The sequence below is a fragment of the Actinoplanes sp. CA-131856 genome (assembly GCF_050956135.1).
Taxonomy (GTDB): domain Bacteria; phylum Actinomycetota; class Actinomycetes; order Mycobacteriales; family Micromonosporaceae; genus Actinoplanes.
In genome coordinates this window covers 4,038,302-4,063,705 of sequence record NZ_CP191849.1, presented here as the reverse complement: position 1 = coordinate 4,063,705, position 25,404 = coordinate 4,038,302, and the positions used below count along the sequence as shown (strand labels likewise).

At 70.8% G+C, this 25,404-nt stretch carries 31 protein-coding genes and 1 riboswitch; of the genes, 15 read left to right on the top strand and 16 right to left on the bottom strand.

Annotated elements, in window-relative coordinates:
• Positions 1-29 precede the first annotated feature (29 nt).
• A complete protein-coding gene (locus tag ACQP2X_RS18745) occupies positions 30-416 on the bottom strand; it encodes a DoxX family protein (protein ID WP_498698661.1) in 387 nt (128 codons plus the stop codon).
• Between the two features lie 10 nt (positions 417-426).
• Positions 427-1,254 (bottom strand): aldo/keto reductase, encoded by an 828-nt coding sequence (locus ACQP2X_RS18740; RefSeq protein ID WP_498698658.1) that lies wholly within the window; start codon positions 1,252-1,254, stop codon positions 427-429.
• Between the two features lie 89 nt (positions 1,255-1,343).
• Here ACQP2X_RS18740 and ACQP2X_RS18735 point away from each other — a divergent pair, with 89 nt between their 5' ends.
• Both ACQP2X_RS18735 and ACQP2X_RS18730 read left to right on the top strand, forming a co-directional pair.
• Positions 1,344-1,781 (top strand): MarR family winged helix-turn-helix transcriptional regulator, encoded by a 438-nt coding sequence (locus tag ACQP2X_RS18735; protein WP_097326749.1) that lies wholly within the window; start codon positions 1,344-1,346, stop codon positions 1,779-1,781.
• Between the two features lie 27 nt (positions 1,782-1,808).
• Positions 1,809-1,958, top strand: coding sequence for a hypothetical protein (locus ACQP2X_RS18730; RefSeq protein WP_498698656.1), 150 nt, complete (start codon positions 1,809-1,811; stop codon positions 1,956-1,958).
• Between the two features lie 6 nt (positions 1,959-1,964).
• On the opposite strand, the gene ACQP2X_RS18725 is transcribed toward ACQP2X_RS18730, so the two are convergent.
• The 3 genes from ACQP2X_RS18725 to ACQP2X_RS18715 form a co-directional block, all read right to left on the bottom strand.
• On the bottom strand, positions 1,965-2,864 hold the full coding sequence (locus tag ACQP2X_RS18725) for a LysR substrate-binding domain-containing protein (protein WP_498698654.1): 900 nt from the start codon (positions 2,862-2,864) through the stop codon (positions 1,965-1,967).
• Between the two features lie 87 nt (positions 2,865-2,951).
• Positions 2,952-3,617 carry a carboxypeptidase-like regulatory domain-containing protein gene (locus ACQP2X_RS18720; protein ID WP_498698653.1) on the bottom strand — a complete coding sequence of 222 codons (666 nt, stop codon included), beginning with the start codon at positions 3,615-3,617 and terminating at the stop codon, positions 2,952-2,954.
• Positions 3,618-3,670: 53 nt separating this feature from the next.
• Positions 3,671-4,618: a helix-turn-helix transcriptional regulator gene (locus ACQP2X_RS18715; protein WP_498698651.1), complete on the bottom strand. Its 948-nt coding sequence runs from the start codon at positions 4,616-4,618 to the stop codon at positions 3,671-3,673.
• A gap of 62 nt (positions 4,619-4,680) precedes the next feature.
• Between ACQP2X_RS18715 and ACQP2X_RS18710 the strand changes: the two genes are divergently transcribed.
• From ACQP2X_RS18710 to ACQP2X_RS18670, 9 genes are all read left to right on the top strand, one after another.
• The gene (locus tag ACQP2X_RS18710) at positions 4,681-5,232 is read left to right on the top strand and encodes a DinB family protein (RefSeq protein ID WP_498698649.1); all 552 of its coding nucleotides are present in this window, start codon (positions 4,681-4,683) and stop codon (positions 5,230-5,232) included.
• Positions 5,229-5,690 carry a VOC family protein gene (locus ACQP2X_RS18705; protein ID WP_498698648.1) on the top strand — a complete coding sequence of 154 codons (462 nt, stop codon included), beginning with the start codon at positions 5,229-5,231 and terminating at the stop codon, positions 5,688-5,690. The genes ACQP2X_RS18710 and ACQP2X_RS18705 overlap by 4 nt, the downstream gene beginning before the upstream one ends.
• A gap of 94 nt (positions 5,691-5,784) precedes the next feature.
• Positions 5,785-7,059, top strand: a complete 1,275-nt coding sequence (gene paaK / locus ACQP2X_RS18700; RefSeq protein WP_498698646.1) for a phenylacetate--CoA ligase PaaK — start codon at positions 5,785-5,787, stop codon at positions 7,057-7,059.
• Complete coding sequence (locus tag ACQP2X_RS18695) at positions 7,060-7,347, top strand: antibiotic biosynthesis monooxygenase (RefSeq protein ID WP_498698645.1); 288 nt, start codon at positions 7,060-7,062, stop codon at positions 7,345-7,347. It abuts the gene before it with no gap.
• Positions 7,344-8,021: a hypothetical protein gene (locus ACQP2X_RS18690; protein ID WP_498698642.1), complete on the top strand. Its 678-nt coding sequence runs from the start codon at positions 7,344-7,346 to the stop codon at positions 8,019-8,021. Before ACQP2X_RS18695 ends, ACQP2X_RS18690 begins: the two co-directional genes overlap by 4 nt.
• Entirely contained in the window at positions 8,018-8,620 is a 603-nt protein-coding gene (locus tag ACQP2X_RS18685; RefSeq protein ID WP_498698641.1) for a hypothetical protein, read from the top strand. Before ACQP2X_RS18690 ends, ACQP2X_RS18685 begins: the two co-directional genes overlap by 4 nt.
• Before the next feature lie 119 nt (positions 8,621-8,739).
• Positions 8,740-9,657, top strand: a complete 918-nt coding sequence (locus ACQP2X_RS18680) for an amidohydrolase family protein (protein WP_498698639.1) — start codon at positions 8,740-8,742, stop codon at positions 9,655-9,657.
• 55 nt (positions 9,658-9,712) lie between these two features.
• Positions 9,713-9,991, top strand: a complete 279-nt coding sequence (locus tag ACQP2X_RS18675; RefSeq protein WP_498698638.1) for a hypothetical protein — start codon at positions 9,713-9,715, stop codon at positions 9,989-9,991.
• 65 nt (positions 9,992-10,056) lie between these two features.
• Positions 10,057-10,821, top strand: coding sequence for a hypothetical protein (locus tag ACQP2X_RS18670; RefSeq protein WP_498698636.1), 765 nt, complete (start codon positions 10,057-10,059; stop codon positions 10,819-10,821).
• Positions 10,822-10,826: 5 nt separating this feature from the next.
• On the opposite strand, the gene ACQP2X_RS18665 is transcribed toward ACQP2X_RS18670, so the two are convergent.
• From ACQP2X_RS18665 to ACQP2X_RS18655, 3 genes are all read right to left on the bottom strand, one after another.
• Positions 10,827-11,498, bottom strand: a complete 672-nt coding sequence (locus tag ACQP2X_RS18665; protein ID WP_498698635.1) for a transglycosylase family protein — start codon at positions 11,496-11,498, stop codon at positions 10,827-10,829.
• A 2-nt stretch (positions 11,499-11,500) separates the two neighbouring features.
• A riboswitch (cyclic di-AMP (ydaO/yuaA leader) is annotated at positions 11,501-11,646 on the bottom strand.
• A gap of 196 nt (positions 11,647-11,842) precedes the next feature.
• The gene (locus tag ACQP2X_RS18660) at positions 11,843-12,223 is read right to left on the bottom strand and encodes a hypothetical protein (RefSeq protein ID WP_498698633.1); all 381 of its coding nucleotides are present in this window, start codon (positions 12,221-12,223) and stop codon (positions 11,843-11,845) included.
• A gap of 46 nt (positions 12,224-12,269) precedes the next feature.
• Entirely contained in the window at positions 12,270-13,007 is a 738-nt protein-coding gene (locus tag ACQP2X_RS18655; protein WP_498698632.1) for a (2Fe-2S)-binding protein, read from the bottom strand.
• A 78-nt stretch (positions 13,008-13,085) separates the two neighbouring features.
• On the opposite strand from ACQP2X_RS18655, the gene ACQP2X_RS18650 reads away from it, so the two are divergent.
• Entirely contained in the window at positions 13,086-13,982 is an 897-nt protein-coding gene (locus ACQP2X_RS18650) for a TIGR03619 family F420-dependent LLM class oxidoreductase (protein ID WP_498698631.1), read from the top strand.
• Between the two features lie 13 nt (positions 13,983-13,995).
• Here the strand turns inward: ACQP2X_RS18650 and ACQP2X_RS18645 are convergent, their stop codons facing one another.
• The 4 genes from ACQP2X_RS18645 to ACQP2X_RS18630 form a co-directional block, all read right to left on the bottom strand.
• Complete coding sequence (locus ACQP2X_RS18645) at positions 13,996-14,985, bottom strand: helix-turn-helix domain-containing protein (protein WP_498698627.1); 990 nt, start codon at positions 14,983-14,985, stop codon at positions 13,996-13,998.
• A gap of 32 nt (positions 14,986-15,017) precedes the next feature.
• Positions 15,018-15,992: an alpha/beta hydrolase gene (locus tag ACQP2X_RS18640; protein ID WP_498698624.1), complete on the bottom strand. Its 975-nt coding sequence runs from the start codon at positions 15,990-15,992 to the stop codon at positions 15,018-15,020.
• Positions 15,993-16,161: 169 nt separating this feature from the next.
• Positions 16,162-18,249 carry a DUF6055 domain-containing protein gene (locus ACQP2X_RS18635; RefSeq protein ID WP_498698622.1) on the bottom strand — a complete coding sequence of 696 codons (2,088 nt, stop codon included), beginning with the start codon at positions 18,247-18,249 and terminating at the stop codon, positions 16,162-16,164.
• 70 nt (positions 18,250-18,319) lie between these two features.
• Positions 18,320-18,892 (bottom strand): TetR/AcrR family transcriptional regulator, encoded by a 573-nt coding sequence (locus ACQP2X_RS18630; protein ID WP_498698620.1) that lies wholly within the window; start codon positions 18,890-18,892, stop codon positions 18,320-18,322.
• A gap of 76 nt (positions 18,893-18,968) precedes the next feature.
• On the opposite strand from ACQP2X_RS18630, the gene ACQP2X_RS18625 reads away from it, so the two are divergent.
• On the top strand, positions 18,969-19,907 hold the full coding sequence (locus tag ACQP2X_RS18625) for an LLM class F420-dependent oxidoreductase (RefSeq protein ID WP_498698619.1): 939 nt from the start codon (positions 18,969-18,971) through the stop codon (positions 19,905-19,907).
• On the opposite strand, the gene ACQP2X_RS18620 is transcribed toward ACQP2X_RS18625, so the two are convergent.
• Positions 19,885-20,457, bottom strand: a complete 573-nt coding sequence (locus ACQP2X_RS18620; RefSeq protein ID WP_498698618.1) for a TetR/AcrR family transcriptional regulator — start codon at positions 20,455-20,457, stop codon at positions 19,885-19,887. The genes ACQP2X_RS18625 and ACQP2X_RS18620 overlap by 23 nt on opposite strands.
• 105 nt (positions 20,458-20,562) lie before the next feature.
• Here ACQP2X_RS18620 and ACQP2X_RS18615 point away from each other — a divergent pair, with 105 nt between their 5' ends.
• Together ACQP2X_RS18615 and ACQP2X_RS18610 are read left to right on the top strand one after the other, a co-directional pair.
• Positions 20,563-21,303: an SDR family NAD(P)-dependent oxidoreductase gene (locus ACQP2X_RS18615; protein WP_498698617.1), complete on the top strand. Its 741-nt coding sequence runs from the start codon at positions 20,563-20,565 to the stop codon at positions 21,301-21,303.
• A 51-nt stretch (positions 21,304-21,354) separates the two neighbouring features.
• Positions 21,355-21,582, top strand: coding sequence for a hypothetical protein (locus ACQP2X_RS18610; protein ID WP_498698615.1), 228 nt, complete (start codon positions 21,355-21,357; stop codon positions 21,580-21,582).
• Positions 21,583-21,757: 175 nt separating this feature from the next.
• Here ACQP2X_RS18610 and ACQP2X_RS18605 read toward each other — a convergent pair whose 3' ends face one another.
• From ACQP2X_RS18605 to ACQP2X_RS18595, 3 genes are read right to left on the bottom strand one after another with little or no spacing between them, the layout of a single operon-like run.
• Entirely contained in the window at positions 21,758-23,017 is a 1,260-nt protein-coding gene (locus ACQP2X_RS18605) for an Nramp family divalent metal transporter (protein ID WP_498698614.1), read from the bottom strand.
• A 4-nt stretch (positions 23,018-23,021) separates the two neighbouring features.
• Positions 23,022-24,713, bottom strand: a complete 1,692-nt coding sequence (gene groL, locus ACQP2X_RS18600; protein ID WP_498698613.1) for a chaperonin GroEL — start codon at positions 24,711-24,713, stop codon at positions 23,022-23,024.
• Positions 24,713-25,396, bottom strand: coding sequence for an iron-sulfur cluster assembly protein (locus ACQP2X_RS18595; protein ID WP_498698612.1), 684 nt, complete (start codon positions 25,394-25,396; stop codon positions 24,713-24,715). Before ACQP2X_RS18595 ends, groL begins: the two co-directional genes overlap by 1 nt.
• Positions 25,397-25,404: the final 8 nt, after the last annotated feature.

Below are 25,404 nucleotides of genomic sequence, written 5' to 3'. Positions count from 1 at the left end.
CGACTGGGACCCGCGACTGGGACCCGCGGCTAGGACCTGCGGGTGGCGGCCAAGGCCCAGGCGACCAGGGCGGGCTGGCCGAGCAGGCGCAGAGCGCGCTTGCGGTCGGTGTCGAGGCCGAAGCCGTCCTTGTGCTCGGTGTACTGGGCGATGTTGCCGGGGAAGACGCCCACGAAGAAGGCCGCCGCCACCTTGCCCAGGCGGCCCCGGGCCGGCTGCTTCCAGGTGGACAGCAGCGCGGCGCCGAGGCCCAGCTCGACCAGGCCCGAGGCCAGCACGACGAAGTCGGGGTCCAGCGGCACCCAGGACGGCACCTGGGCCTGGAACTCCTCGCGCTGGGTCGTCAGATGGCCGGTGCCGGCGGTGAGCAGCACGAGTCCGAGCGCGGCCTGGGCGAGGTTGCGTGTCTTCGACATGCGGGGACTCTTACCCGTTGAAGCTCGCGGGATGCGGGCCGGTGCGGCCGTCGTTCTCCAGCGCGTCGATCGCGGCCAGCTCGGCCGGCGTCAGGTCGAAGCCGAAGACGTCGAGGTTGGCGGCGATACGGGCCGGGGTGACCGACTTCGGGATGACCACGCGGCCCTGCTGGAGATGCCAGCGCAGGACGACCTGGGCCGGGGTGACGCCGTGCTCACGGGCGGCCGCCACGACGGGGGCCGCGCCGAGGACGGCGCCCTGGGCGAGCGGGCTCCAGGCCTCGGTGACGATGCCGTGTGCGGTGTTGGCGGCGACGGTCTCGCGGTTCTGCAGGGCCGGGTGGAGCTCGATCTGGTTGACCGAGGGGACGGCTCCGCCGAGGGCGGCGACGCGGTCGAGGTGCGCGGGCAGGAAGTTGGAGACGCCGATGGAGCGGGTCAGCTTCTCGGCCCGGAGCTCCTCGAGGGTCTGCCAGGTCTCCAGATAGGCGTCGGTCGCGGGGGCCGGCCAGTGGATGAGGTAGAGGTCGACCTGGTCGAGGCCCAGGGCGTCGAGGCTGCGGCGCAGGGCATCGCGTGTGGCCGTACGGCCGAAATCGGCGACCCACAGCTTGGTCGTCACGAAGAGCTCGTCGCGGAGCAGGCCGGAGGCCGCGATCGCGCGGCCGACGCCGGCCTCGTTGCCGTAGGCCGAGGCCGTGTCGATGCTGCGGTAACCCGTCTCGAGGGCGGTGGCGACCGCAGCCTGCGTCTCGGCGCCGGGCACCTGGAAGACGCCGAAGCCGAGCTGCGGGATGGTCACGCCGTCGTTGAGCGTGATCGTGGGAATGCCGGTCATGGTGTGACTCCTGCAATATGCGGCGTATGCAACTAACCGATAGTTGCACGCGCGCTCTACCGGCGCAAGGCGGTGTAAGGTTGGTCGCCATGGGGATCAGCAACGACGCGGTCGAGATCCGCGCCCAGGGGTGGCGGCGCCTGGCCGCGCTGCACGGCCTCATCGAGACCGCGCTCGAGAAGGCGCTGCAGAGCGAGCACAAGCTCTCGGTCGTCGAATACACGGTCCTCGACGCGCTCAGCCGTCAGGACGGCTGGCACATGCGCATGCAGCAGCTGGCCCGCGCGGCCGCCCTGTCCAGCAGCGCCACCACCCGGCTGGTGACCCGCCTGGAGGACCGGGGCCTGCTGACCCGCATCCTGTGCGCCGACGACCGGCGCGGCATCTACACCGAGCTCACCGCGGCCGGTCAGCGGTTGCTGTCCGAGGCGCGGCCCACGCACGACCGCGTGCTGGAGCAGTCGCTGGCCGAGGCCGGGAAGATCCCCGAGCTGGAGAGCCTGGCCGCGTCCCTACACCAGGTTTGAGCGACCACCGGCGGGTATCCGGTGGTCATGAGCGATCAGAAGAACGAACGGGACGCGGTGGAAGTGGGCGACGGCGCGCCGGCGAAGAAGGAGTCGCCCGCCCGGGCCGGCACCGAGGACCGGCCCGACCTGAAGGAACACGGCAAGGCCGACCCGGCCAAGAGCACCGACGTCTGACGGCCCTTACGAGGCTGATTCTGACGAGGCCAGGCCCCGGATCAGCTCGATCGTGCGGCTGAGATGGGGCTCGGCCCGGTCGGCCCGGTGGGCCAGGGCGAGGTCGACGGTGGCCGCCGGGCGGATCAGCGGGCGATAGGCCACGCCGTCGAGAGCCAGCGCGGTCACCGGCTCGGGCACCACCGCCACGCCCAGTCCGCCGGCCACCAACGTGATGAGGGTGGAGGTCTCGCCCACCTCGTGACGGACGCGGGGCTCGATGCCGGCGTCGCGGAACAGGGCCAGCACCACGCCGTACATCACCGAGCGGCGATCGGCGGAATGGACGATCAGCGGCGCCTCGCGCAGATCGGTGACCCGCACCCGTTCGCGCGCGCTCAGCGGATGCGAGGCCGGGAGCGCGACGATCAGCCGGTCGCGGCGCAGCGGGGTGACGGCCAGGGACAGATCGGCGACCGGCGGGCGCAGCAGCGCCAGGTCGATCTCGCCCGAGCGCAGCGCCTCGACCTGGTCGGGCGCGAGCATCTCACCCCGGAACGAGAAGTCGACGCCGGGCAGCTCGACCGCCAGGTGGCGGGAGAGCGCGGGCAACAGGCTGTACGTCACCGAGCCGACGCAGCCGATGGCCAGGTGGCCGACGGCGCCCGCCGCGACCCGCCGCGCCTCGTGGCCGGCCTCCTCGACGTCGGCCAGGATCGCCCTCGCCCGCGCCAGGTAGGTCCGTCCCGCCTCGGTCAGCTCGACACGGCGGGTGGTGCGGTGCAGCAGCTCCACACCGAGCTCGGCCTCGAGCCGGCGGATCGCCTGTGACAGCGGGGGTTGCGCGATGTGCAGCCGCGCGGCCGCGCGCCCGAAGTGGCGCTCCTCGGCCACGACCAGGAAGTACCGCAGGTGGCGCAGCTCCACGCGTTGAGACCTCACGCCTATCAATCGCGGAAGATTGGAATATCCAGAGTATCACCGGGCGCCTGGGGCGCCCGGTGACTCATGCGGCTACTGGGGCAGGAGGGAGTCGCTGACCGTGGTCACCCGGCCAAGCTCGAGGGTGGCCACGTCGGCCTCCTCGTAGGAGGCGGCCTGGTGGGCCCACTGCTGACGGCCGTCGGCCGCGTGGAACTGCACCTTGACCGAGCCGGGAGCCAGCTTGTCGAAGCGGTAGTAGCCGTTCGCGTCGGTCGTCACCCGCAGCCCGAAAGCGTTCTCGGTGTTGACGAAGTCGACCGACGCGCCGGCCACGGCGGCGCCGTTCTCGTCGGTGAGGCGGCCGGTCAGGGTGGCCGGGCGGAAGAGCCGCTCGCCGACCCGCAGGGTGCGGCCCTCGCGAACGGTGTAGACCTTGGCCTGCTCGTAGCTCAGCGCCCGCGGCGAGTACTGCTGGAGGTGGCCGTTGGTGAAGCTGACGACGTACGAGTCGCCGGCCGGCACCTCGATGGAGTAGCGGCCGTCGGCGGCCGTCGTGGTCGTGAACGGGCGCGCGATGTCGATGTCGTCGACGGTGACCTTGATGCCGGCGGCCGGGCGGCCGGCCGGGGTGACGACGCGGCCGGTGATGGTGCCGTTGTCCACATCGGCCTCGGCGGCCTGGGCCGGGGCGGCGAAGGCGGTGGTGGCGACGAACGCGGCGGCCAGGGTGGCGGTGATGACTTTGCGACGGTGCACTTTTCTGCTCTCCCCGTGAAGAAGTGGTGTGCGGAGAACGCTATGCGGGGAGATCACAGAGGACGGTCGGCGGTCGCCGCAGGTGGCACGAATCCGGTAGAAGCCAGTAGCCGAGCGGCTACCAAGTGACACCTGGCCGACAGTTCCGGTGGGTCCAGCACCTGGAAGTCATGTCCCAGCAAGACCATGTGCATCAGGATGAAATCCAGGTTGTCGGCGCCGGTGACCACTTCGGACTTGCCGTCGTCGCGCTCGTAGACGATGGCGGCCGACGGCGGCACCGCGGCCCGCACGACGGCGGCCGGGGCGTCGACCAGAAACCGGCCCTGATACTTGTAGACCCGGCTCACGACTCCCTCTTGGACATACGTCGCCGCGTCCGGCGCCGGGCGCGGCGGGAAGCGCCAGGTGCGCGCGGACACCTCGCTCATCCGGTCGACCCGGAAGGTGCGCCAATCGTCGCGGTCGAGGTCAAACGCGAACAGGTACCACCGCTTGTCCGAGGCGACCAGCCGGTAGGGCTCCGCGCGCCGCGGCCCCGAGGAGTACGTGAAGTCGACCAGCACCTGATCGCGGCAGGCCCGGGCCAGCGTCATCAGCTCGGCCGGGTCGCCGAAGGCGCGTTCGCGGCCGAACGACGAGACCGAGCCCGACAGTGCCTTCACCGACTGCCGCAGCCGGGCCGGCAGCACCTGGTCGAGCTTCGACAGGGCCCGCAGCGCCGCCTCGCCGCCCACGCCGGCCAGCAGCGAGACCGCGGTGGCGATGGCCTCCTCGTCGTCGAGCAGCAGCGGTGGCAGCGCCTGGCCAGGGCCGAGCTGATATCCGCCGCCGACGCCCTGTCCGGCGTTCACCGGATAGCCGAGGGTGCGCAGCCGGTCGACGTCGCGGCGGACCGTGCGGGGCGTGACCCCGAGCCGCTCGGCCAGCTCGGGGCCGGTCCAGACGCGGCGCTGCTGGAGCAGGCCCAGGAGGGTGAGCACCCGTTCGGTCGTGTCCATGTCACCCACCCTCTCAGAGATAGCGGACCGATCCTGTCCGCCTTCGGTGGCAGGGTGAGGGCATGGACCTCAACCGCGCACTTCGTGAGCAGTGGGAATGGCACTGGGACCACCAGGTCGGGCCGCGCCTGGACGGGCTCACCGACGACGAGTACTTCTGGGAGCCGGTGAAGGACTGTTGGAACGTGCGGCCGCGCGGCACGTCGGCCGCGCCCGTGCAGGCCGGCACCGGCGACTTCACCATCGACTTCGCTTTTCCCGAGCCGTCGCCGGCGCCCGTCACGACGATCGCCTGGCAACTCGGGCACGTGATCGTCGGGGTGCTCGCGATGCGGAACGCGTCCCATTTCGGCGCGCCGGCCGCGGCGTACGAGACCTGGGGTTATGCCGGAAGCGCCGCGGAAGCGCGCCACCAGCTCGACGAGCAGCTGGCGGTCTGGCTGGCCGGCGTGAGCAAGCTCGACCCGCACCAGAAGGCGGGACCGAGCGAGCCCTACCCGGAAGCGTCGATGGCCGAACTCGTCCTGCACATCAACCGCGAGCTGATCCATCATTTGTCCGAGGTGTGCCTTCTCCGCGATCTGTACCTCCACTCGAACGGAGCAAAGCTGTGAGCAGCGAATTCCAGGTCACTTTCGACGCGCGTGACCCCAAGGCGCAGGCCGAGTTCTGGCGGCAGGTGCTCGGCTACGTCGTGCCGGCGCCCCCGGGGGTCGAGCTGCCGCCCGGTGCCGATGTGTGGGCCGCGTGGGAGGAGGCTCTGGAGCGGTTCAACGTGCCGAAGGACAAGCGCAACGGCCAGTCGGCGATCGAGGATCCCGAGGGGAAGCGGCCGCGCGTGTTCTTCCAGCAAGTGCCCGAGGAGAAGGTGGTCAAGAACCGCGTTCACCTGGACGTTCGCTCCGCGCCCGGCCTTCAGGGCGACGAGCGGATGGCGGCGCTGGAAGCCGAGCACGACCGGCTCGTGGCGCTCGGGGCCAAGCGGCTGCGCCGTGAGGAGCCCGCTCCCCCGCTGAGCTTCGGGTTCATCGTGATGGCCGACCCCGAGGGCAACGAGTTCTGCCTGGACTGACCCGTCTTGTGCGGTTGTGCGTAACGAGCCTCCCAAGTTGCGAACCTCGTTTCACGGGGATTACGTGAATGGAGCACCTGACGGGAGGCTCCTGATGACGTTGGACGACGCCGAGCGGATGAGCGTGGACGAGCTGCGCGAGCTCCAGCTGAGGCGGCTCCAGTGGACGCTGCGGCACGCGTACGAGAACGTGCCGCACTACCGCCGGGCGTTCGACGACGCCGGCGTCCACCCGGACGACTGCCGCGACCTGGCCGACCTGGCCCGGTTCCCCACCACGAGCAAGGCCGACCTGCGCGACAACTATCCGTTCGGCATGTTCGCCGTCCCCGGCGACCAGGTGCGGCGCATTCACGCGTCGTCGGGGACGACGGGCAAGCCCACGGTCGTCGGATATACCGAGCGCGACCTCGACACCTGGTCGACGGTGATGGCCCGCTCGCTCCGGGCGGCCGGCGCGCGTCCCGGCGATCGGCTCCACAACGCGTACGGCTACGGGCTCTTCACCGGCGGCCTGGGCGCACACTACGGCGCGGAACGCCTGGGCTGCACGGTCATCCCGGTGTCGGGCGGCATGACGCCGCGGCAGGTGCAGCTCATCACCGACTTCCAGCCGCGGGTCATCATGGTGACGCCGTCCTACATGCTCACCGTCATCGACGAGTTCGAGAAGCAGGGTCTCGACCCGCGCAAGTCGAGCCTCGAGATCGGCGTCTTCGGTGCCGAGCCGTGGACCGAGCAGATGCGCCTCGAGATGGAGGAACGGGCCGGCATCCACGCCGTCGACATCTACGGGCTGTCCGAGGTGATCGGGCCCGGCGTCGCCCAGGAGTGCGTGGAGACCAAGGACGGCCTGCACATCTGGGAGGACCACTTCTATCCGGAGATCCTCGATCCGGTCACCGGTGAGCCGGCGGAAGAGGGCGAACTCGTGTTCACTTCGCTGACCAAGGAAGCGATGCCCATCATCCGCTATCGCACGCGCGACCTGACCCGGCTGCTGCCCGGCACCGCGCGCCCGGGCATGCGCCGGATGGAGAAGATCACCGGTCGCTCCGACGACATGATCATCCTCCGTGGGGTGAACCTCTTCCCGACCCAGATCGAGGAGATCATCCTGCGTACGCCCGGACTCGCACCCCACTTCCAGCTGGTGCTCACCAAGCGCGGCCGCATGGACCACCTCACCGTGCAGGTGGAGGCGCGCCCCGACTGTCCCGGCGAGCGCCGCGACCCGGCCGCGGCCGAGGTGTCCCAGACCGTCAAGGACACCGTCGGCACCAGCGTCGAGGTGGTCGTCGTCGAGCCCGAGACCCTCGCCCGCTCCGCCGGGAAGATCCAGCGGCTGATCGACCACCGGGAGCGCTGAATGGCCGTCTTCCGCATCCTCGAGGCCACCGCGCGGCCCGGCGCCGTGGCCCGGCTGTCGGAGCTCGTCGTCCGGCAGGAACAGGACATCGTGGCGCGGCAGCCCGGCATCGTCTTCGTCCAGTCGCTGCGCAGCGGCGACCGCGTGATGGCGGTGTCGAGCTGGGCCAGCGTCGAGGACATGCGGCGCTATCTCGACCGGCCCGAGACCGGCGACTTCTACCGGGCCCTGCCGGAGCTGCTCATGGGTGTGCCCAGCGTGCGCACCTACGAGGTGATCAGCCCATGAGCTGGTACTACCCGAAGGGCTGGACCGACTCCGGCGACGGCGTCGAACAGGTGCTCATCCATTACGCGGCAACGCCTCCGGGCCAGTGGCCGGACTGGAGCTGGGGCCACGAGGCGCGGGTGCTCCAGGATCTCGGCGGGTTCCCGCGGCAGCGGCTGAAGGTACTGCGGATGCCCCGCTCGGTCTGGGACATGGAGAACGACCGGCCGACGCCGGAATACCGTTTCCACTACTACTTCGAGGTGTTCCAGACCGGCCACCGGTGGACCACCGACCTGTTCACCGAGGACATCGTCTACCGCGACCTCGCCTACACCGACGAGAGCGGCTGGATCACCAACATCTGCATCTACTGGTCGGTGGGCGACTGGGTGGCGCCGGTCTACAGCCCCATGGAGGACCCCCGCATCCCTGGCGACTCCGAGTTCCAGGCCAGGAACTATTACACGTACGACGACAAAGAGCGCTTCCACCACGAGAAATACGAGATGTTGTACGGGCTGGACCTCCCGCATCGCTTCCACTCGCGGATGTGGGGGCCGCGCGGGGCGACGCTCGTGCAGCAGTACCACGTCGGGCGGATGTATCCGCCGGAGGAGAAGAACGAGACGTGGCTGGGACCGGACGGGGCGTCGGCGCCGGGAGGGGGCAACTGTTGGTACCACCACCTGTGAGCGTCTTCGGCCTGCGCAAGACGTGGACCGACCCGGGGCCGGGCATCGCCATGGTCCAGGCGCACTACGCGTGCTCCCCCACGGGCGCGCCGCCGGACTGGTCCTCCTCGGAGCAGGTCGTGCTCGCTCCGGGGCCCGTCCGGACGGCCGTCTTCGAGGTGCCGCGGACGGTCGACGGGTACACGGATTTCGCGCTGCACCATTTCTTCTTCGTGGTGGGGGCCGGCGGCCGTACGACATCTCCGGTCTTCACCGAGGACATCGTGGCCCGCGAGGTCGTGTTCGACGACGCCGCCGGGACGTACACCTCGGTGGGTTTCATGTGGAGCGCGGTGGACGCTCCCGTGCCGAACTACACGAGCGGGGCCATGGACGGTTTGCCGTTCGAGACACCGGGTACCGCGCCTTCGGAAGGTGACGTCTACGAGTTCGTGCGCGCGCAGCCGCTGCCGCACGTGTTCCGAGGGCTGGTGTGGGGCGTGCGCGGAACCACCGTTCGCTACGGCTATCACCTTGTGCGGCAAGGGATGCCGGATCCGGCCGCCGACGACGAACGCTGGGACGACAACGGCGGTCACGGCTGGGCCATCTCCCTGTGAGGCGCTATGACCGGCCGCTCCGGTGGGCCGGCCGGGGATTGGTCCGGTACACCGGCTCGTTGCCGTCCCCCGTGCTTCATTACGGGTACGACGGCTGGTCCGCCCCGCGGGATCTCCCCATGCAGCGCGACGACGCCGGCTGGGTCGCCCCGATCCCCACGACCGGCCGCCACGTCGTCGACTGCGTCGTGCGCTCGGCGCGATCGGACCAGTGCGACAACAACGACGGCGCCGACTACCGGCTCTGGATCGGGCTCGACCCGGTCGACGCGCACACGCACGTCCGCGCGCCCGGCGGTGGCACGCTGGGCTTCGACAGCCTGCGCACGGCCGCCTTCTCCGGCGGCATGACGCACGCGCTGGTCTCGTGGACCGACAACGACCTGGTCGAGATCGTGGCCGAGGCGACGCCCTGGCTCACCCCGCTGGTCTGGGTGCGGCCCGGCGGCCCCGATCCGGCCGATGTCCGGCGGCGGCTCGCCGCCGGCGGCGCGGGGCTCAAGCTCCATCCGGCGTACGACGGATATCCGGCCGACACGCCAGGTCTGGATCCCTATCTCCGCGTGGCCGAGGAGGCCGGCGTCCCGGTGACGGTGCACAGCGCGCCCGGCCCGGCCGACCCCGACCTGATCCGGCGGCTGGCCGAGCGGTTCCCGGCCGTACGGTTCGTGCTCTACCACACCTACCTCGGCCCGCCCGAGGGCCGCAAGCGGGCCCTGCGGCACGCGGCCGCCCTGCCCAACCTCTACCTGGAGACGTCCTGGTGCCGGTCGGCCGAGGCCCAGCGGCTGCTCGACGAGCTCGGGCCGGACCGGGTGCTGTTCGGGTCGGACGCGGCCACCGACGGGCCCGACCACTATGTCCGGCGGCCACCGAACATCGAGATGACCGAGAACTACAACACCGGCCTGCTGCGGCTGGCCCAGCGGCTCTCTCCCGAGGTGTTCCGCGCTTTCGTCTCGGGGAACGCGCGGAAGCTGTTCGGCCTCCCGGCGGCATACGTTCACCAACGCCGACGGCGGCGGCCGTCACTCTGACGTGGCGGTGTGGCGCGGCGGGCAAGATCTCCCATGAGTCGCTATGTTGGTACGCATGACGACGACCGGCGACCGCAGGATGCTCCTGCTGCGCTCGCTGGTGTCCATCCTGCTGTTCGTGTTGCTGGCGCAGGTCGCCACGCCGCAGCGGCCGTCCGCCGCCTCCTCGCCGCGGGCCGCTGTTTCCTCCTCCGCCGTTGCTGAGTCCTCCCCGGAAGAGCCGGGCGAGGACGCGGAGTTCGAGCAGGCGCCGCTTGACCGCGCCACCGTCCTCAGTACGCAGTTCACCGCGGGTGTCCGCGGTTCTCGCGCGCCTCCGGCCGCGTCCCTCTGATCACCCTCTGGTGATCGCAGCCCTGTTGCGAAGAGTGGACGTGCCGACTGGACGGATTGACCATCATGAATGTTGTAGCCGAAATGCTCGTTTCCTCACCGGCGCCGGCGGCCATCTGGGCCACGCTGATGCTGCTCACCCTGCCCGCCCTGCTCCTGCTGGGCAGCCCGCAGGCGATGCGCCACCCGCGCAAGGCCGCTCAGGAGACGGTGGCCGTGCTGCGGGCGCAGGCCACCTCGCGCAAGCGGCAGGCCGAAGAGGCGGCGCGGGCGGCCCGGTTCGCCGACGAGGTCGAGGTGGCGGCCTCACGGGCGGCGGCGTCGGCGGCCCGCTGGCACGAGATCTGGGAGCAGGCCTCGGCCGCGGTGACCACGGCGTACGAGGCGTGGCTCGAGGCGGACGCCCGGGTGCGGACCGCGGCCTCGGCGGCGGCGTGGGGCACGCCGTGGTCGGTGCGGACCTGTGAGGAGTACGCGGCCCGGGAGCGCTTCCTGCACCAGGCGGTCGCGGCGGCGGCCGGCCGCGGTGAGCTGCCGGCTTCGGCGACGGGCGACGCGCTGGCCGGGCGCAACGGCTGGGACGCCCGGCTCCACCCGGTCGACCAGGAGCTGGTGATCGCGCGGGCCTCGGCCGCGTGGCTGCGCCAGAGCTACGACCTGGCCGTCGAGGCCGAGGCCACGGCCTGGCACGACGCCTCGCTGGCCCAGCGCGCCGCGAGCAGCCTGCGCGAGGAATCGCAGGCGGCCGCGGCGCTGGCGGCGGCCCCGGCCCCGGTGCGGGGGAACACCGAGGTCCGGGCGCGCCGGATCATCGCCGTTCCGGCGATGTAGGGGGATCAGATCGAGATGCGCTGACCCGGGAAGATCAGGTTCGGGTCGTCGATGATGCTCTTGTTGAGCTCGGCCAGCCGCTCCCAGCCGCCCTCGATCTGGTAGCGGTTGGCGATCTTGGCCAGGGTGTCGCCGGCCCGGACGACGTAGAAGTCACCGGTCGTCTTCGCCGTCGACTTGTGGGTGGTCGTCGTGCTCTTGGTCGTCGACTTGTGGGTCGAGGTCGACTTCTTCGAGCTGGTCGACTTCTTCGAGCTGGTCGACTTCTTGGCGGTGGACGACGACTTCCGCTCCGAGGCGCCGCTGGTGTTGTGGCCCTTGTAGCTCTTGGTCGAGCCGGCCTTCTTGCCGCAGACCGGCCAGGCGCCGATGCCCTGACCGTCGAGGACCTTCTCGGCGATCGCGATCTGCTCGCTGCGGCTCGCCTTGTCGGCCGTGCTGGCGTACTTGCCGCCGCCGTAGGCCTTCCAGGTGCTCTTGGTGAACTGCAGGCCGCCGTAGAAGCCGTTGCCGGTGTTGATGCTCCAGTTTCCGCTGGACTCGCACTGGGCGACGGCGTCCCAGTTGACGCTGCTCGCGGCCTGGGCGGGCTGGGCCGCGCCGAACAGGGCGAACGCGCCGGCCACGCCGGCGGTGGTGAGGCCGAGCGCGACGGTGTGCTTACGGGTCTGTGCCATGGAAGAACAACCTCCACGCCTACGAGGTGAGCTGTCGGGTTCGGGCTGAGGTGCCCGGCCGCACGTGGCGGCTTCACCCCGAGGCGCGCGCGGTGGCGCACCGAGGAACGTTTGGGTCCCCCGCTCCATGCCTTGGTTAAATTCCGTCGGGCGGCGGCAGGACTCGGCGTTCCGCCCGCGGTGCCCACGATCGTGGGACCGGCCGACCGTAACCACGCCCCGCGACCGTCGGCAAAGCCCCGAAGGGCGATCGTGACGTTGTTCTCAGTACGCCCGGACGGGGAATGTGCCTGCTTTCGCCCCCCTTTGCGGTGGCGGTTGATCAAGGCCGCGACCAGGCCCGATCAGTCCGGCGTTACCAGGCCCTGGAGGCCGACGACAATCGCGATGACGCCGAAGATCGCCAGCAGCAGCCCCCGGCCGAACGGCGCCGACCCGGTCTCCACGGGTTTGCGGCCGGTCAGGCGGTCCCACAGCAGGGCCACGCCGACCGCGATGCCGACCACCTCGAAGTGGAAGACGTGCGGACCGTCGAACAGGTGCACCAGCAGGTAGTAGCCGCCGGCGACCAGGGCCACGACGCCGACCACCCAGCCCCACGGCCCCACCTTGTCGGCGAATCCGCCGATCCCGCCGCCGACGCGCGGAATCTGCCGCAGCAGCGCCGCGGCCAGCAGCAACCCACCGAGGATGTTCGCGAGATCGAGCAACAGCGCCATGAGCATGCCTCCCTCCTACCCATACGGGAGCGCTCCCATGTGCGGTTCAGCGTCAGCGGATGGAACAGTCGGCGCAGAGACGCTGATGCGGGATCGTGAAGGCGAGACAACAGGTACGCCGGCGGACGCGCTCGGCGTTCCACTCGACAAGCCCTTCGACCCCCAGCGTCCGCAGCACCTGACCCGTCATCTCCCCCGGCGGCGCCCCGGACACGGCAGAAGCCCGCTGGGCCGCGTGGGCGATCCCGGCCGACAACGACCCCAGCAGCAGCCGCCGGCTGACCCGGGTCGCGCCCAGGACGGTGTCGAGCAGCGGCGTGACGTGCTCGTCGAGCAGCGTCCGGCGCAGGGTGGCCAGCAGCGCCCCCTCGTCGCCGGCCACGCGGACCCGCGGCTCGCCGCCACCCGCCAGCGGATCGCCCGGCAGCACCGACACCGGCACGTCCTCGCGCAGGCCCAGCCGGGCCGGGGCGTACCGGTCGTCGAACCGCACCAGCACCTGCGCCATCGTGAGATGCGGCACCCGGCGCGCGGCCACCCAGCCGAAGACCGCCGGAACGCCGAGCCAATAGGAGTACGCCTTCCAGATCAGCGCGGCCGACACGTGGGGCTGCGCCGCCCGCCACCGCCGCCGCCCGGCCTCGAGCAGCACCTCGACACCGTCGCCGATCAGGCTCTCCGCGGGGATCCAGCCGTCGAGATCGTGCACCAGCAGATCGGCGGCGAGCCCCGGCACCCGGCTGCTGGAGCCGAAGCCGCCGGCGATCGCGGCAAGGATCGGCGCGTCCACGAGATCTCCCACCACCGCTGTATACCCTCCTGGCCGCTTTTCAGTGCCGCGTCCCCAGTGGACGGTAGGGTGGGGCCGGTGAAACTGGGTGTGAACCTGCCGCAGACCACCACCTACGACCTCGCGCACGACGTGACGACGTTCGCCCGGGAGGCGGAGCGGATCGGCTTCGACAGCCTCTGGGCGTACGAACGAGTGCTGACGCCGGAAGATCAAAGCGGAACTCACGGCCTGTACGGCATGCCGGGTGTGCCGTGGCCGGAAAGGTACGGCTACACCACAGATCCGCTGGTCACGCTCTCGATGGCGGCCGCCGTGACGTCGCGGGCGGAGCTCGGCACCGGGGTCCTGGTGCCGCCCCTTCACCTGCCGGTGCGCCTGGCCAAGACCCTCGCGGCCCTGGACGCCGCGAGCGGCGGCCGGCTCATCGCCGGCCTGGGCGCCGGCTGGTCCGTCGACGAGTTCGAGGCCACCGCCCCACGCCCGCTGACCGAGCGCGGCGCGGCCCTGGACGAGTTCCTCGACGTGGCCGAGGCGGTCTGGGGCCCGGACCCGGTGTCGTTCGACAACGGTAGATACGCCGTCAAACCCTCCCGAATCAACCCGAAACCGGCTCGCCGCATCCCGATCGTCCTCGGTGGCCGTGGCGAGCCGGCCCTGCGCCGCGCCGCCCGCCGCGCCGACGGCTGGCTGCCCACCGCCACCCCGGCCGACCAGGTCGGCGAGACCCTGACCAGGCTGCGCGACATGGCGGCCGACGCGGGACGCGACCGCTCCGCCATCACCTGCGTCTTCCAGATCGGCGTGGCCACGACCCCGGTGATCCCGAAGATCGTCGAGGAGATCGAGGCGCTGGCCAAGGCCGGGGTCGACCATGTGTACGTCACCTTGCCGTCGGCCCTGTCCTCCCTGACCGAGCTGATCGACAGCGCGGCCGCGCTCATGTCCGCCGCCGAGGACGCCGGCCTCCACTGACCGGTCCGGGCGGTCAGAGCGGCGGGTTGCGGTGGAGGCGGCGCATCGCGAGGGCCACCTGGAGGCGCAGGCGGCCCTGCGGCTCCCGGGGGTCCCAGCCCAGCAGGGGCTGGGCATGGGCGAGGCGGTCCTGGAGCGTGGAGTGGTGCACGCGCAACGCGGAGGCGGCCGCGCGCAGGCTGGCCGCCTCGGCGACTGCGTCGAGGGTGCGGAGCATCCAGGGGGCACCGGCGGCGGCGCGTTCCAAGGCCCGCAGGTCGGGGTGGGGCTCGGTGCCGGGGAGGATCACGGAGGCCAGCAGCGCCAGACCGCCCAGCTGATCGGCGTGGACGACGCGGCGGCCGGGGTCGCGCTCGTCGCCCTCGGCCGTGAAGCGCACCGCGATCCGGGCCGCCGCCCACGAATCCGGCAGATCCTTCACGGCGACGGCGGGGCCGACACCGGCCCGCCCGCCGATGTCCATACCGTCGCGGTCGGCGTGGACGAGGTGCGGTGTGCCGGTGGCGAGCGCGATGGCTCGTACCCCATCGGTCTGGTGAAAGCCCAGCCGGGCCGCCGCGCGCAGACGCAAGGGCTCGGGGGCCGCACGGTCCACGACGAGCTCGGCCGAGGCGGGATCGGGGCGGGAGGTGTGGCCGCGGGTGCGGTCGAGGACCGTACGGGCGGCCGCCGCGGCCCGTTCGAGAACCATGGCCTCGATCTCGCCGGGGACGCCGGACCGTTCGAGGCAGAGTGTGGCCGCGTCGTCGACCGGAGCCGCCATCCAGGCCGGGTCGGGACGGCCGCCACCCGCCGTGGACGAACCGTCCGGCTCGACACGGACGTTGATGTGGCGCTCGTCGTCCCGCAACCGGGCCGGGCAGCCCGCGAGGACGGCCGCGCCGCGGACGACGGCCCGCAGCCCGGCCCGTTCCTCGACGAGGCGGTCGAAATACGCGATCACGCGCAGCGCCGCCCCCGCGTCGGGATCGAGGGCGGCCAGCCGGACGGCGAGGTCCTTCACCTCGTCATCCTCCCTCGCGTCGGGTGTGGTGGCTAGGCGCCGAGCAGCCGTTTGAGCCAGCGCAGGCGGGCGGCCCGGGCCTCCTGGGAGATGGCGGCCTGCGGGGCCAGGCCGTCGAAGCCGTGGAAGCCGCCGGGCCAGACGTGGAGCTCGGCCCGGCCGCCAGCCTGCCAGATGCGGCCGGCGTAGGCGACGTCCTCGTCGCGGAAGGTCTCGGCCGAGCCGACGTCGATGAAGGCCGGGGGCAGGTTCGAGAGGTCGATGGCCCGGGCGGGTGCGGCGTACGGCGACACGTCCGGCCCGCCCCGGGCGGAGCCGAGCAGAGCGGTCCAGCCGGTGTCGTTGGCGGTGCGGTCCCACACGCCGAGCCCGGCCATCTGCACGGCGGACGGGGTGTCGTTGCGGTCGTCGATCATGGGGCAGAGCAGCATCTGACCGGCCAGGGCGGGCCCACCGCGGTCGCGGGCCATGAGGGCCACGGCGGCGGCCAGGCCACCGCCCGCGCTGGCACCGGCGATGACGATCTGACCGGGGTCGATGCCGAGCTCGGCGGCGTGCGCGGCGGTCCAGACGAGGCCGGCGTAGCAGTCCTCGACGGGCGCCGGATGCGGGTGCTCGGGCGCGAGACGGTACTCGACCGAGACGATGACGGCCGGAACCTCGGTGGCCCAGTCCTGCAGGGCGTCGACACCGGAGCGGTTGTTCCCGACGACCATGCCACCGCCGTGGGTGTGGTAGATCCCGGGCAGGGCGGCGCCGGCGCCGGCCGGGGTCAGGATGAGCAGCTCGATGTCGGGGTCACCCGCGGGACCGGGCACGAGGCGGCGGTCGACGGTGAACGCGCCGTCGCGGGCCAGTTGCTCGTCGCTGAGGTCGGCCATGACGCTGCCTTCGCGCATCGGCTGGATCATCTCGGCGGTCAGCGCGGACGGGAGCTGCTGCTGGATCACGTCGAGCGCGGCGGCCAGCTCGGGGTCGAAGGGCGGAGGAGGCAAAACGGTCGTCACGGGGACCCCCATTTGTTACGGAGATGTTTCGACCATCCTGGGGTCCGGCGGCCCCGATATCGAGCGCCGGGCGGCGGAACTTTCCCGCCACCCGGCGGACGCGCGAAGGACCGTTAACTTGCGGTCGCACGCCGGGCGGGCGAAGGACCGTTAACTTGCGGGCGTCCCTTCAGCTCGCGGAGCAGGTGAGTGCCGGAGCGCTGGGCGTTCCTTCGGCGATGAAGCCGAAGGTGGTGCCGGTGGCGGGGGCGAGGGTGCCGTTCCAGGCGGCGTTCGCGGCGGTGACCGTTGCGCCGGAGGCCGTCACCCCGGCGCCCCAGGACTGGAGGATGCGCTGGCCGGTGGAGAGCTGCCACCCGACGGTCCAGGCGGTCGTCCCGGCCGCGCCGGCGGTCACCGTGACCTCGCCCTGGAAGCCGCCCGTCCAACTGCCCGTGACGGTCAGCCGCGCGGAACACGAGCCCGCGGGCACAGGCGTCGTCGGCACAGGCGTCGTGGGCGCGGGCGTCGTGGGCGGTGGTGTCGTTCCGGACAGGGCCATCTCGGCGTCGGTGAACGGGGTGAAGGACGGGTTGATGTCGGTCTCGCCCGGTCGGCCGTCGCAGCCGCGGTTCGGGTTGAACAACAGGTACGTGCCCGAACTGCACGCGGACGCCAACTCCGCGTCACCGCCCACGACGATCGAACCCGACAGGTCCGCGCCGCCCTGGATCAGGGCGTTGTCCTTCACCACCGCGTTGCCGCCGATGCGGGCGCCCGAATTCACCCACGCCAAGCCCTCGATGCGGGCGTTGCCGCTGACCGTGCTGGAGCCGTAGACGGCCGCGCGCGGCCCCACGTAGGCGGTCGCGGCCACCGTGGCCCGGTTGTCGACCCAGCCGCCGCCGTTGCTGTGCCAGTGGCCGCCGCCGGTGGCGGCCGGTTTCGCATAGCCGGGCTCGAAACCCGAAGGCACGGCACCGGACAGCGCGAACTCGTACGGATAGCGGTAGTTCTTGGTGTATCCGTCGAGGAAGCCGTAGTGGTGGACCGTCGACGGCGCTCCGAGCACCACCAGATAGAGGTCCCGCTCCCCCTCCTGGAGCGTGAACGAGATCTGCCCGTCCGCCGCCGTCGACACCGGACCGTAGCGGGGCACTCCGTTCCGCACCGCGACGAAGCCGTAGCTCCAGCCCGAGCCGGCCGCCGCGTCGACGTGGCCCTTGAAGCGGAGCTGGACGGTCGAGCCCGACGGCACCAGCCTGATTTTGTTGTAGCCGTAGTCGGACGGCGCCAGCGCGGCCGGGATCGCGTAGTGGTTCCCCACCGCCTCGACCGGCACCCCGTTGTAGGCGTTGATGAATCCCGCGCCGTAGACGCCGTCCACGAAGCGCTGGAAGTGGCTCTTGTTCGTGTAGTCGTACGTCACCTGGCGCTGGGCGTACCCGGCCAGGTCGGCGTTGAGCTGCTGCTGGCTGAAACCCCTGAGGCGCCGGTACGTCTCGAGCGGATGTTCGCCGCTGCGCGCCTCGTTCCACAGCCGGTTGAAAATGGACACGCCGCCGTTGCGGTCGACCAGATATTGGATGAGCATCCAGGCGCCGTAGTGGTGCCGGCTCGACGAGTAGGCCAGGTTCTCGGTGCGCAGGAAGCGGGTCAGGTCGCCGGCGCCGCCGTCCGGATAGACCTGCATGGCCATATATTCGGCGCTCGCCTCCCAGAACGTGCCGGCCGAGGCGTCCGTGAAGCCGTACCCCGAACGTCCCAGGAACGTGAGGTTCTGGAACACGTGACCGAGCTCGTGGGCCAGACCCCACGAACCGGGCAGGGCCGCCGCCGGCGCGATGTTGATGACGCCGACCTTGCCGTCGGCGCTGCCGCCGGTCGCCCACGCGTTCAGCTCGGCGCGGTTCCAGGTCTGGGTGACGATGACATCGATTTTGTACGTCGCCAGCGCACCCGTCTCGGGCGTGAACTTCATGGTGTTCACGTAGTACGAGTACAGCGATTCGAGCTGGGACAGGATGTTGTCCGGATCGAACGTGTAGGGCGAGGGAGCACCGACCGGGTTCGTGCCCGACTTCTCGCCCCACAGCAGGATGAAGTTGGCGGACTCCCGCGTGCGGTCCTGGCTCCACGGCACCTCGCCGGTGCTCTTCCACGAGGCGGGGATGTAGACGGCCTTGGCGGCGGCCGCGGAGTCGGCATATGAGGCGGGCGGCGGCATCAGGACGACAGCGAGGACGGCCGCGGCGACGGCGGCGAATAGGCGGGACATGGGGGAAGCCCTTCTGGACAGGGAAAGGCGCTGGCCCCCACGACGGCCACCGGACGGCCATCATCACCCATCAATCGATGAGAGTCAATGCGGCCTCCACCGCCCGCTCGGCGACCTCGTCGAGCGCGCGGTCGCCGTGCGCGAAGAACCCCTCGGCGAACAACGAGACGTAGCCGTGCGCCACCGCGAGCGTCGCCTCCAGGAGCCGGACCGCCGCCGGATAACCCCCCGGGGAGGCGGCCAGATCGAGAAGCGCCGTCATGAGCGCGCGGGTCTGTTCGCGGCGCTCATCATCGCGCACGTCGTAGAGCTCACTCGCGAAGATGACGCTCATCCCGGCCCCGGTCCGCCCGACATATCGGACGTAGGCGCCGGCCACCGAGGCCATCCGCGCCGCCGGATCGCTTCCCGCCTCGCCGGCGGCGGCTTCGATCGCCGTACGCAGTTCACGCGCGGCCTCCGCCGACACGGCGCTCAGCAGATGGGCACGGTCCGGGAAGTGCCGGTACGGCGCGGCGGTGCTCACGCCGATGCGCCGGGCGACCGCCGCGACCGAGAAGCGCTGCAACCCGCAGTCGGCCAGCACCTCGAAGCTCGCCTCGACCAGGGCGGCCCGGAGATCGCCGTGGTGATAGCGCGTCACGGTTGCCTCCATGTAAGGGGCCTCTTACATTACCAAGTAAGAGCCCTCTTACAACTCATGCGCTCCGGGAGCCATCGTGACCATCCGCCTCGGATATCAGATCCCCAACTTCACCTATCCCGGCGTGCCCGTCGAGAACCTCTTCGACACCGTCGCCGCCCAGGCCCGCGAGGCCGAGGCGTCCGGCTTCGACACCGTGCTGGTGATGGACCACTTCTATCAACTGCCCGGCATCAACACGCCCGACCAGCCGATGATGGAGGCCTACACGACCCTGGCCGCCCTCGCCGCCTCCACCTCGACGGTGCAGCTGTCGACCTTGGTCACCGGTAACACGTACAGAAATCCCGCCTTGCTCGCCAAGACCGTGACCACCCTCGACGTGATCGCCAAAGGCCGGGCCATCCTGGGCATCGGGGCCGGCTGGTTCGAGCGTGAGCACCAGGACTTCGGCTTCGAGTTCGGCACCTTCGGGCAGCGCTTCGAGCGGCTCGAGGAGGCACTGAACATCATCGCGCCCATGCTGCGCGGCGAGGAGCCCACGGTCGAGGGCAAGTGGTACACGGCCCGCGGCGCGATGAACAACCCGCGCCTGCGCCAGGTGCCCATCATGCTCGGCGGCGCCGGTGAGCAGAAGACGTTCCGCCTGGCCGCCCGGTTCGCCGACCACATGAACATCATCTGCGACCTGGACGACCTGCCCCGCAAGGTCGCCGTGCTCCGGCAGCGCTGCGAGGAGATCGGCCGCGACCCGGCCACGCTGGCCACCAGCTTCCTGGCCACCGGCGTCGTCGGCGAGACCGATCAGGAGGTCAAGGAGCTCGACGCGACCCTCGACGACGCCCGCCGGGCCCGCGCCTTCGTCGGAAGCCCGGCCCAGGTCGCCGAGCAGCTCCAGGAGAAGGTGCTGGGCGCCGGCATCGACGGCATCTGCATCAACCTCATCCGCAACGGCCACCGTCCCGGCGTCGTGACGATGGCCGGCGAGGCGCTCAAGCCGCTAGTGACTGCCTGATCAAAGTCAGGAGGTCGTCGGCCTCGACGGCCTCCTGCAGGAACACCACGCGGTAGACGACATAGCCCAGCCAGGCCTGGGCGGTCAGGTGGACGGGGAAGCCCGGCGGCAGCTTCCCCGTCGCCACACCGCGCTCGAGGATCGCGACCAGGCCCTGGAACCACGGGTGCAGGATGTCGCGCAGGTCGGCCAGACCGGCCTCGCCCCGCGAGCTCATGGCTCCGGCGACGACACTCGCATCGCCGTACAGGGTCAGGGTTTGCAGTAAAGCTCTCAATTGCGCCGAAGCGTCGGCCGCGATGTCCCCGGTGTCGGGCACGGCCGCCGGGGCGAGGCGCGTCCGTACGGCATCAGTGACCACCGCGGCCTTGTTGGGCCACCAGCGGTAGAGGGTCATCTTGGCCACGCCGGAGCGCTCGGCGATCCGCTCCATGGTGACGCGGTGGTAGCCGATCTCGTTCAGCAGCTCCTCGGCCGCGACCAGAACGGCCCGATGGGCTTCGGGGTCGCGCTTGCGACCGGCTCCGGGGCGGGCTCCTCCAGCGGGCATACCGCCATTGTTCACCAGAGGCGCAGATCACAGGATCCTGAAACCTGTACGAGACGTATCGTTTACTTATCAGCTTCGGCTTCCCCGTTCGGAAGGACAACGATCATGGCTCGACTGGATGGCAGGACCGCACTCGTGACCGGCGGCGCCAGCGGCATCGGCAAGCAGACGGCACTGCGGCTCGCGAGCGAGGGCGCGGCCGTCGTCGTCGCCGACGTGCAGGACGGTCCCGGCGCCGAGGTGGCGGCCGAGATCGAGAAGAACGGCGGCCGTGCGCTCTTCCTGCACCTCGACGTGACCGACGAGGCGGCCTGGACCGCGGCCGTGGAAACGGTACGGGAGACGTTCGGCGGCCTCGACATCCTGGTCAACAACGCCGGCCTCGGGCACGCCGAGACTTTGGAGGAGACGTCGTACGCCCTCTACGAGAAGATCGTGGCCGTCACCCAGACGAGCGTCTTCCTGGGCACGAAGGCGTTCGCCCCGCTGCTCAAGGCCTCGTCGCACGGCGCCGTGGTCAACACCAGCTCCATCTTCGGCGCGTCGGGCGGCTTCGGCACGTCGCCGGCCTACCACGCGGCCAAGGGTGCGGTACGCACGCTGACGAAGAACATCGCGGTGGAGTGGGCGCCGTTGGGCATCCGCGTCAACAGCGTGCACCCCGGCTTCATCGAAACCCCGATGATGGGCGACACCGACCAGGCGCCGTACGTCGCCACGACGCCCCTCGGCCGTGTCGGCCGCCCCGAGGAGATCGCGTCGGCGATCGCCTTCCTGGTCAGCGACGACGCCTCGTTCGTGACGGGCGCCGAGCTGTTCGTCGACGGCGGCTACATCGCCCGCTGACTGTCTCACACTGAGACACCATCACGCCGGCGCGGCGAGTGAGATGACCGTATGGAAGCGACGACGTTCGGCGAGGTGGCCGCCCTGGTCCTCCGGCTGGGCCTGCTGGGCATCCTGGTCGCCGTGCTGAACGCCGTCGCCCTGCGCGTGGTCCGCATCGACGAGGTGCCGGGTTGCGCCCGAGCCCGCATCCGCTGGTGGGGCGCCCACAACCCCGCTTTGTTCGTCAGCAGCCTGGTGATGGCCCTGCTGGGCCTGGCCGGCGTAATGGCCGCCTGAACGCTGCCGAACCGTCCTCCTTCCCCGCGCGTGGACCGCGGAGGACCTCGAGTCGTTCCGGGCCTGGCTGGGCGAGTCGCTCGTGCCGGGTCCGGCGAGGAGTTCGTATCACGTCGTCGACGTGGAACTCCTCACCGAGTGGCTCCGGCATCCGCTCTTCGCATGGTGAAGTCGGTCAGAGGACGAAGGTCTCCAGCAGCAGGAAGACGTTCAGGCCGATGATCAGGGATGCGGCCAGGAAAGCGGCGGCATTGGTCAAGGGGTTGTTGACGAAAGTGCCCATGATGTCCCGGCGGCGGGTCAGCAGCAGGAGGGGGATCAGGGCGAACGGGATGCCGAACGACAACACGACCTGGGAGATGACCAGGCTGTCGGTGGGCGGCAGGCCCAGGCCCAGCACCAGCAGGGCCGGGGCCATCGTCACCGCTCGGCGGAGGAACAAAGGGATGCGGCGGCGGATGAAGCCCTGCATGACGATCTGGCCGGCGTACGTGCCCACGCTTGACGAGGACAAGCCTGAGGCCAGGAGGGCCACGGCGAAGGCCAGGGCCGCGCCACCGCCGACCATCGTGGCCAAGCCGTCGTGGGCTGACTGGATGGCGTCGCCGGAAGCGAACGGGACGCCGTTGTCGTGGAACAGGGATGCCGCCACCACCAGCATGGACAGGTTTATCAGGCCGGCCGCTCCCAGGCCGATCAGGACGTCCAGGCGCTGGAAGCGGAGCAGTTCCGCTCGTTCGGCGTCGTCCTTGCAGGCCACCCTCGACTTTGTCAGGGCCGAGTGCAGGTAGACCACGTGGGGCATGACCGTGGCGCCGATGATGCCGCAGATCAGGAGCACGCTGTCGCCGCCGGCCAGGCGTGGGACCAGACCTGACGCTATGCCTGCCGGCGAGGCGCCCACGACCAGCAGGTCGTACAGGAAACCCAGCAGGACTATGCCCAGCAAGCCCACGATCGCCAGTTCGAAGCGGCGATAGCCGCGCTGTTCCAGGGACAGGATGGCGAACGCCACGACGGCCGTGATCAAGCCGGCCGGGAACAGGGGGACGCCGAAGAGCAGGTACAGGCCGATGGCCGCGCCGACGAACTCGGCCAGGTCCGTGGCCATGGCGACGATCTCGGCCTGCACCCAGAGGCCGCGCGAGACCGGCCTCGGCAGATGCACACGGCACAGTTCGGGCAGGTCGCGTCCGGTGGCCACGCCGGCCTTGGCCGACAGGTACTGCACCAGCATGGCCGTCAGGTTCGCGGCCACGATGACCCAGATCAGGGTGTAGCCGAACTGGGCGCCCGCCGTGAAGTTGGTGGCGAAGTTCCCCGGGTCCACATAGGCCACCGCGGCGACGAAGGCCGGGCCCAGCAACGCTATCGTGCCCCGGACCCGGCCTCTCGACAGCAGCCCTCGCAGGTCGGAGGGTGCGACTGTTGCCATTCCTCTAGCCGACCGAGGGGCCCAGGCCCAGCGACTGCGGGGTGCTCGAGTCGGGGGACGGCTGGCGCAGGCCCTCGTCGAGCTCGCCGATCTCGGTCATCAGCGCGGGGCTGCCGCCCCACGGCGTCTGTTCCTCGGCGACCAGGGTGTTCGTGGTGAGCAGCAGGCCGGCCACCGACGCGCCGTTCTCCAGGGCCGAGCGCACGACCCGCAGCGGGTCGACCACGCCCATCTCGATCATGTTGCCGTAGCGGCCCTGGAGCGCCTCGAAGCCGTCGTCGCGGCCCAGCTCGGCGATCCGGGCGACCGTCTCGGCGCCGGAATAGCCGGCGTTGGTGGCGATCAGGAACGCCGGCTCGGTGAGCGCACGCCGGACGATCTCGACGCCGATGCCGTAGTCGTCCTTGAGGTCCATGCCGTCCACCGCGTCCTGGGCGTGCAGCAGGGCCGCTCCCCCACCGGCGACGATGCCCTCGGCCATCGCGGCCCGGGTGGCCGACAGCGCGTCCTCGACCCGGTGCTGCAGCTCCTTCAGTTCGGTGTTGGTCGGCGCGCCGACCCGGATCAGGGCGACCTTGCCGGACAGGGCGCCGATCCGCTCGGTCAGCACGTCCTCGTCGGCGCCGAACGTGGCCCTTTCCAGCTCGGATCGCATCTGGGTGAGCCGGAACGCGACCGCCTCGGTGGAGCCGCCCCCACCGATGATGGCGGTGCTCTCGGCGTTGATCCGCACCTGGGCGGCCCGGCCGAGCTGGTCGAGCGTCATCGTCTCGAGGGTGAAGCCGGAGTGCCGGCTGTGCACGGCGCCGCCGGTGATGGCGGCGATGTCCTCGAGCTTGTGCAGGCGGCGGTCGCCGAAGCCGGGGGCGCGGACGGCCACGCACTGGAAGACGCCGTTGACGTGGTTGTGGGTGAGCATCGACAGGGCGGTGCCCTCGACGTTCTCGGCGATGATGATGAGCGGGCGGGGCGCTCGCATGATCTTGTCGAGCAGGGGCATGAGCTGCTGGACCTTGGTGATCTTCTCGCTGCTGAGCAGGATGTACGGGTCGTCGACGATCGCCGTGAGCCGTGCCGGGTCGGTCACCATGTACGGCGACAGATAGCCGTTGTCGAACTCGAAGCCCTCGACGAAGTCGACGCTCATCCCGTTCAACGGCGACTCCTCGACCGTCACGATGCCCTCGTCGCCGACCGTGTGCAGCGCCTTGGCGATGACCGCGCCGACCGTGTCGTCGTCGTTGGCCGAGATCGCGGCCACGCGGGACAGCTCCTGTTCGGTGCTCACCTCGCGCGCGACCGAGCGCAGGCGGTCGACCAGACGTTCAACAGCGAGGTCAACCCCTCGTTTCACCAGTACGGGGTTGGCGCCCGACCCGATCGCCGCCATGCCCTCCCGCACGATCGCCTGGGCCAGCACCGTGGCCGTCGTGGTGCCGTCGCCCACGACGTCGTTGGTCTTGATGGCCGCTTCCTTGACCAGCTGGGCGCCCATGTTCTCGAACTGGTTCTTCAGATGGATCTCCCGGGCGATGGTCACGCCGTCGTTGGTGACCACGGGAGAGCCGGTGATCTTCTCGAGGATGACGTTGCGGCCCTTGGGCCCGAGCGTCGACTTGACCGCCTCGGCCAGCTTGTCGACGCCGTTGAGCAGCAGGGTCCGCGCGTCCGCGCCGAATCGAAGTTCCTTGGCCATCAGGTCTCCTCAGCAGAAGCCGGGTAGCGGTGCCGCAGCATGCCGCGGCAGATGGAGGTGTTGGCGTCGAGGCTGGTCCGGGTGAGACGGGCCTTGCGTAGATGCAGGGGTACGCCGTCGGCGTCCACCGCTTCGCCGGTCCGCGGGTCGATGAGCAGCGGCGCGTCGTCGCCGGCGGGCAGCCCGAGCTCGCGCCGCCGGCGGCGGAGCCGGGCCAGCGCCGGGGACGACGGCACGCCCCCGAGCACCACCGCCGCGAGGTCCGCGGGTGTCGCTCCGGCCGCGACGAGCGGCCGGCACACGACGTCGGTGCCGGCCATGACCGATTTGCGCAGGAAATCCCCGCGCAGTTCATCGAGCTCGTCCACTGCCTCGTCACCGAACGAGCCCATGAAGCCGGCCCGGGCCGCGACCCCCTCGTTGATCGCCTCGGACGCGAAGTGATCATCCAAAATGATCTTGCAATGGAGGACCTCGTCCAGGGCGGAAACCTGGTCGTAGGCGTCGGCCACCATCAGGTACGCGAAGTTGGGCGCGCAGAAGTACGTGGGCAGGCGCAGATGCACCTCCGCAACGCCGTCCTCCAGGGAGGAGGACGCCACGAAGCCCAGCACGGTGATCGGCTCGTCCAGCTCGGGATCGCGCACCTCGGCCAGAGCGGCCAGGACACGCGATCCCGTCACGGCGGTGG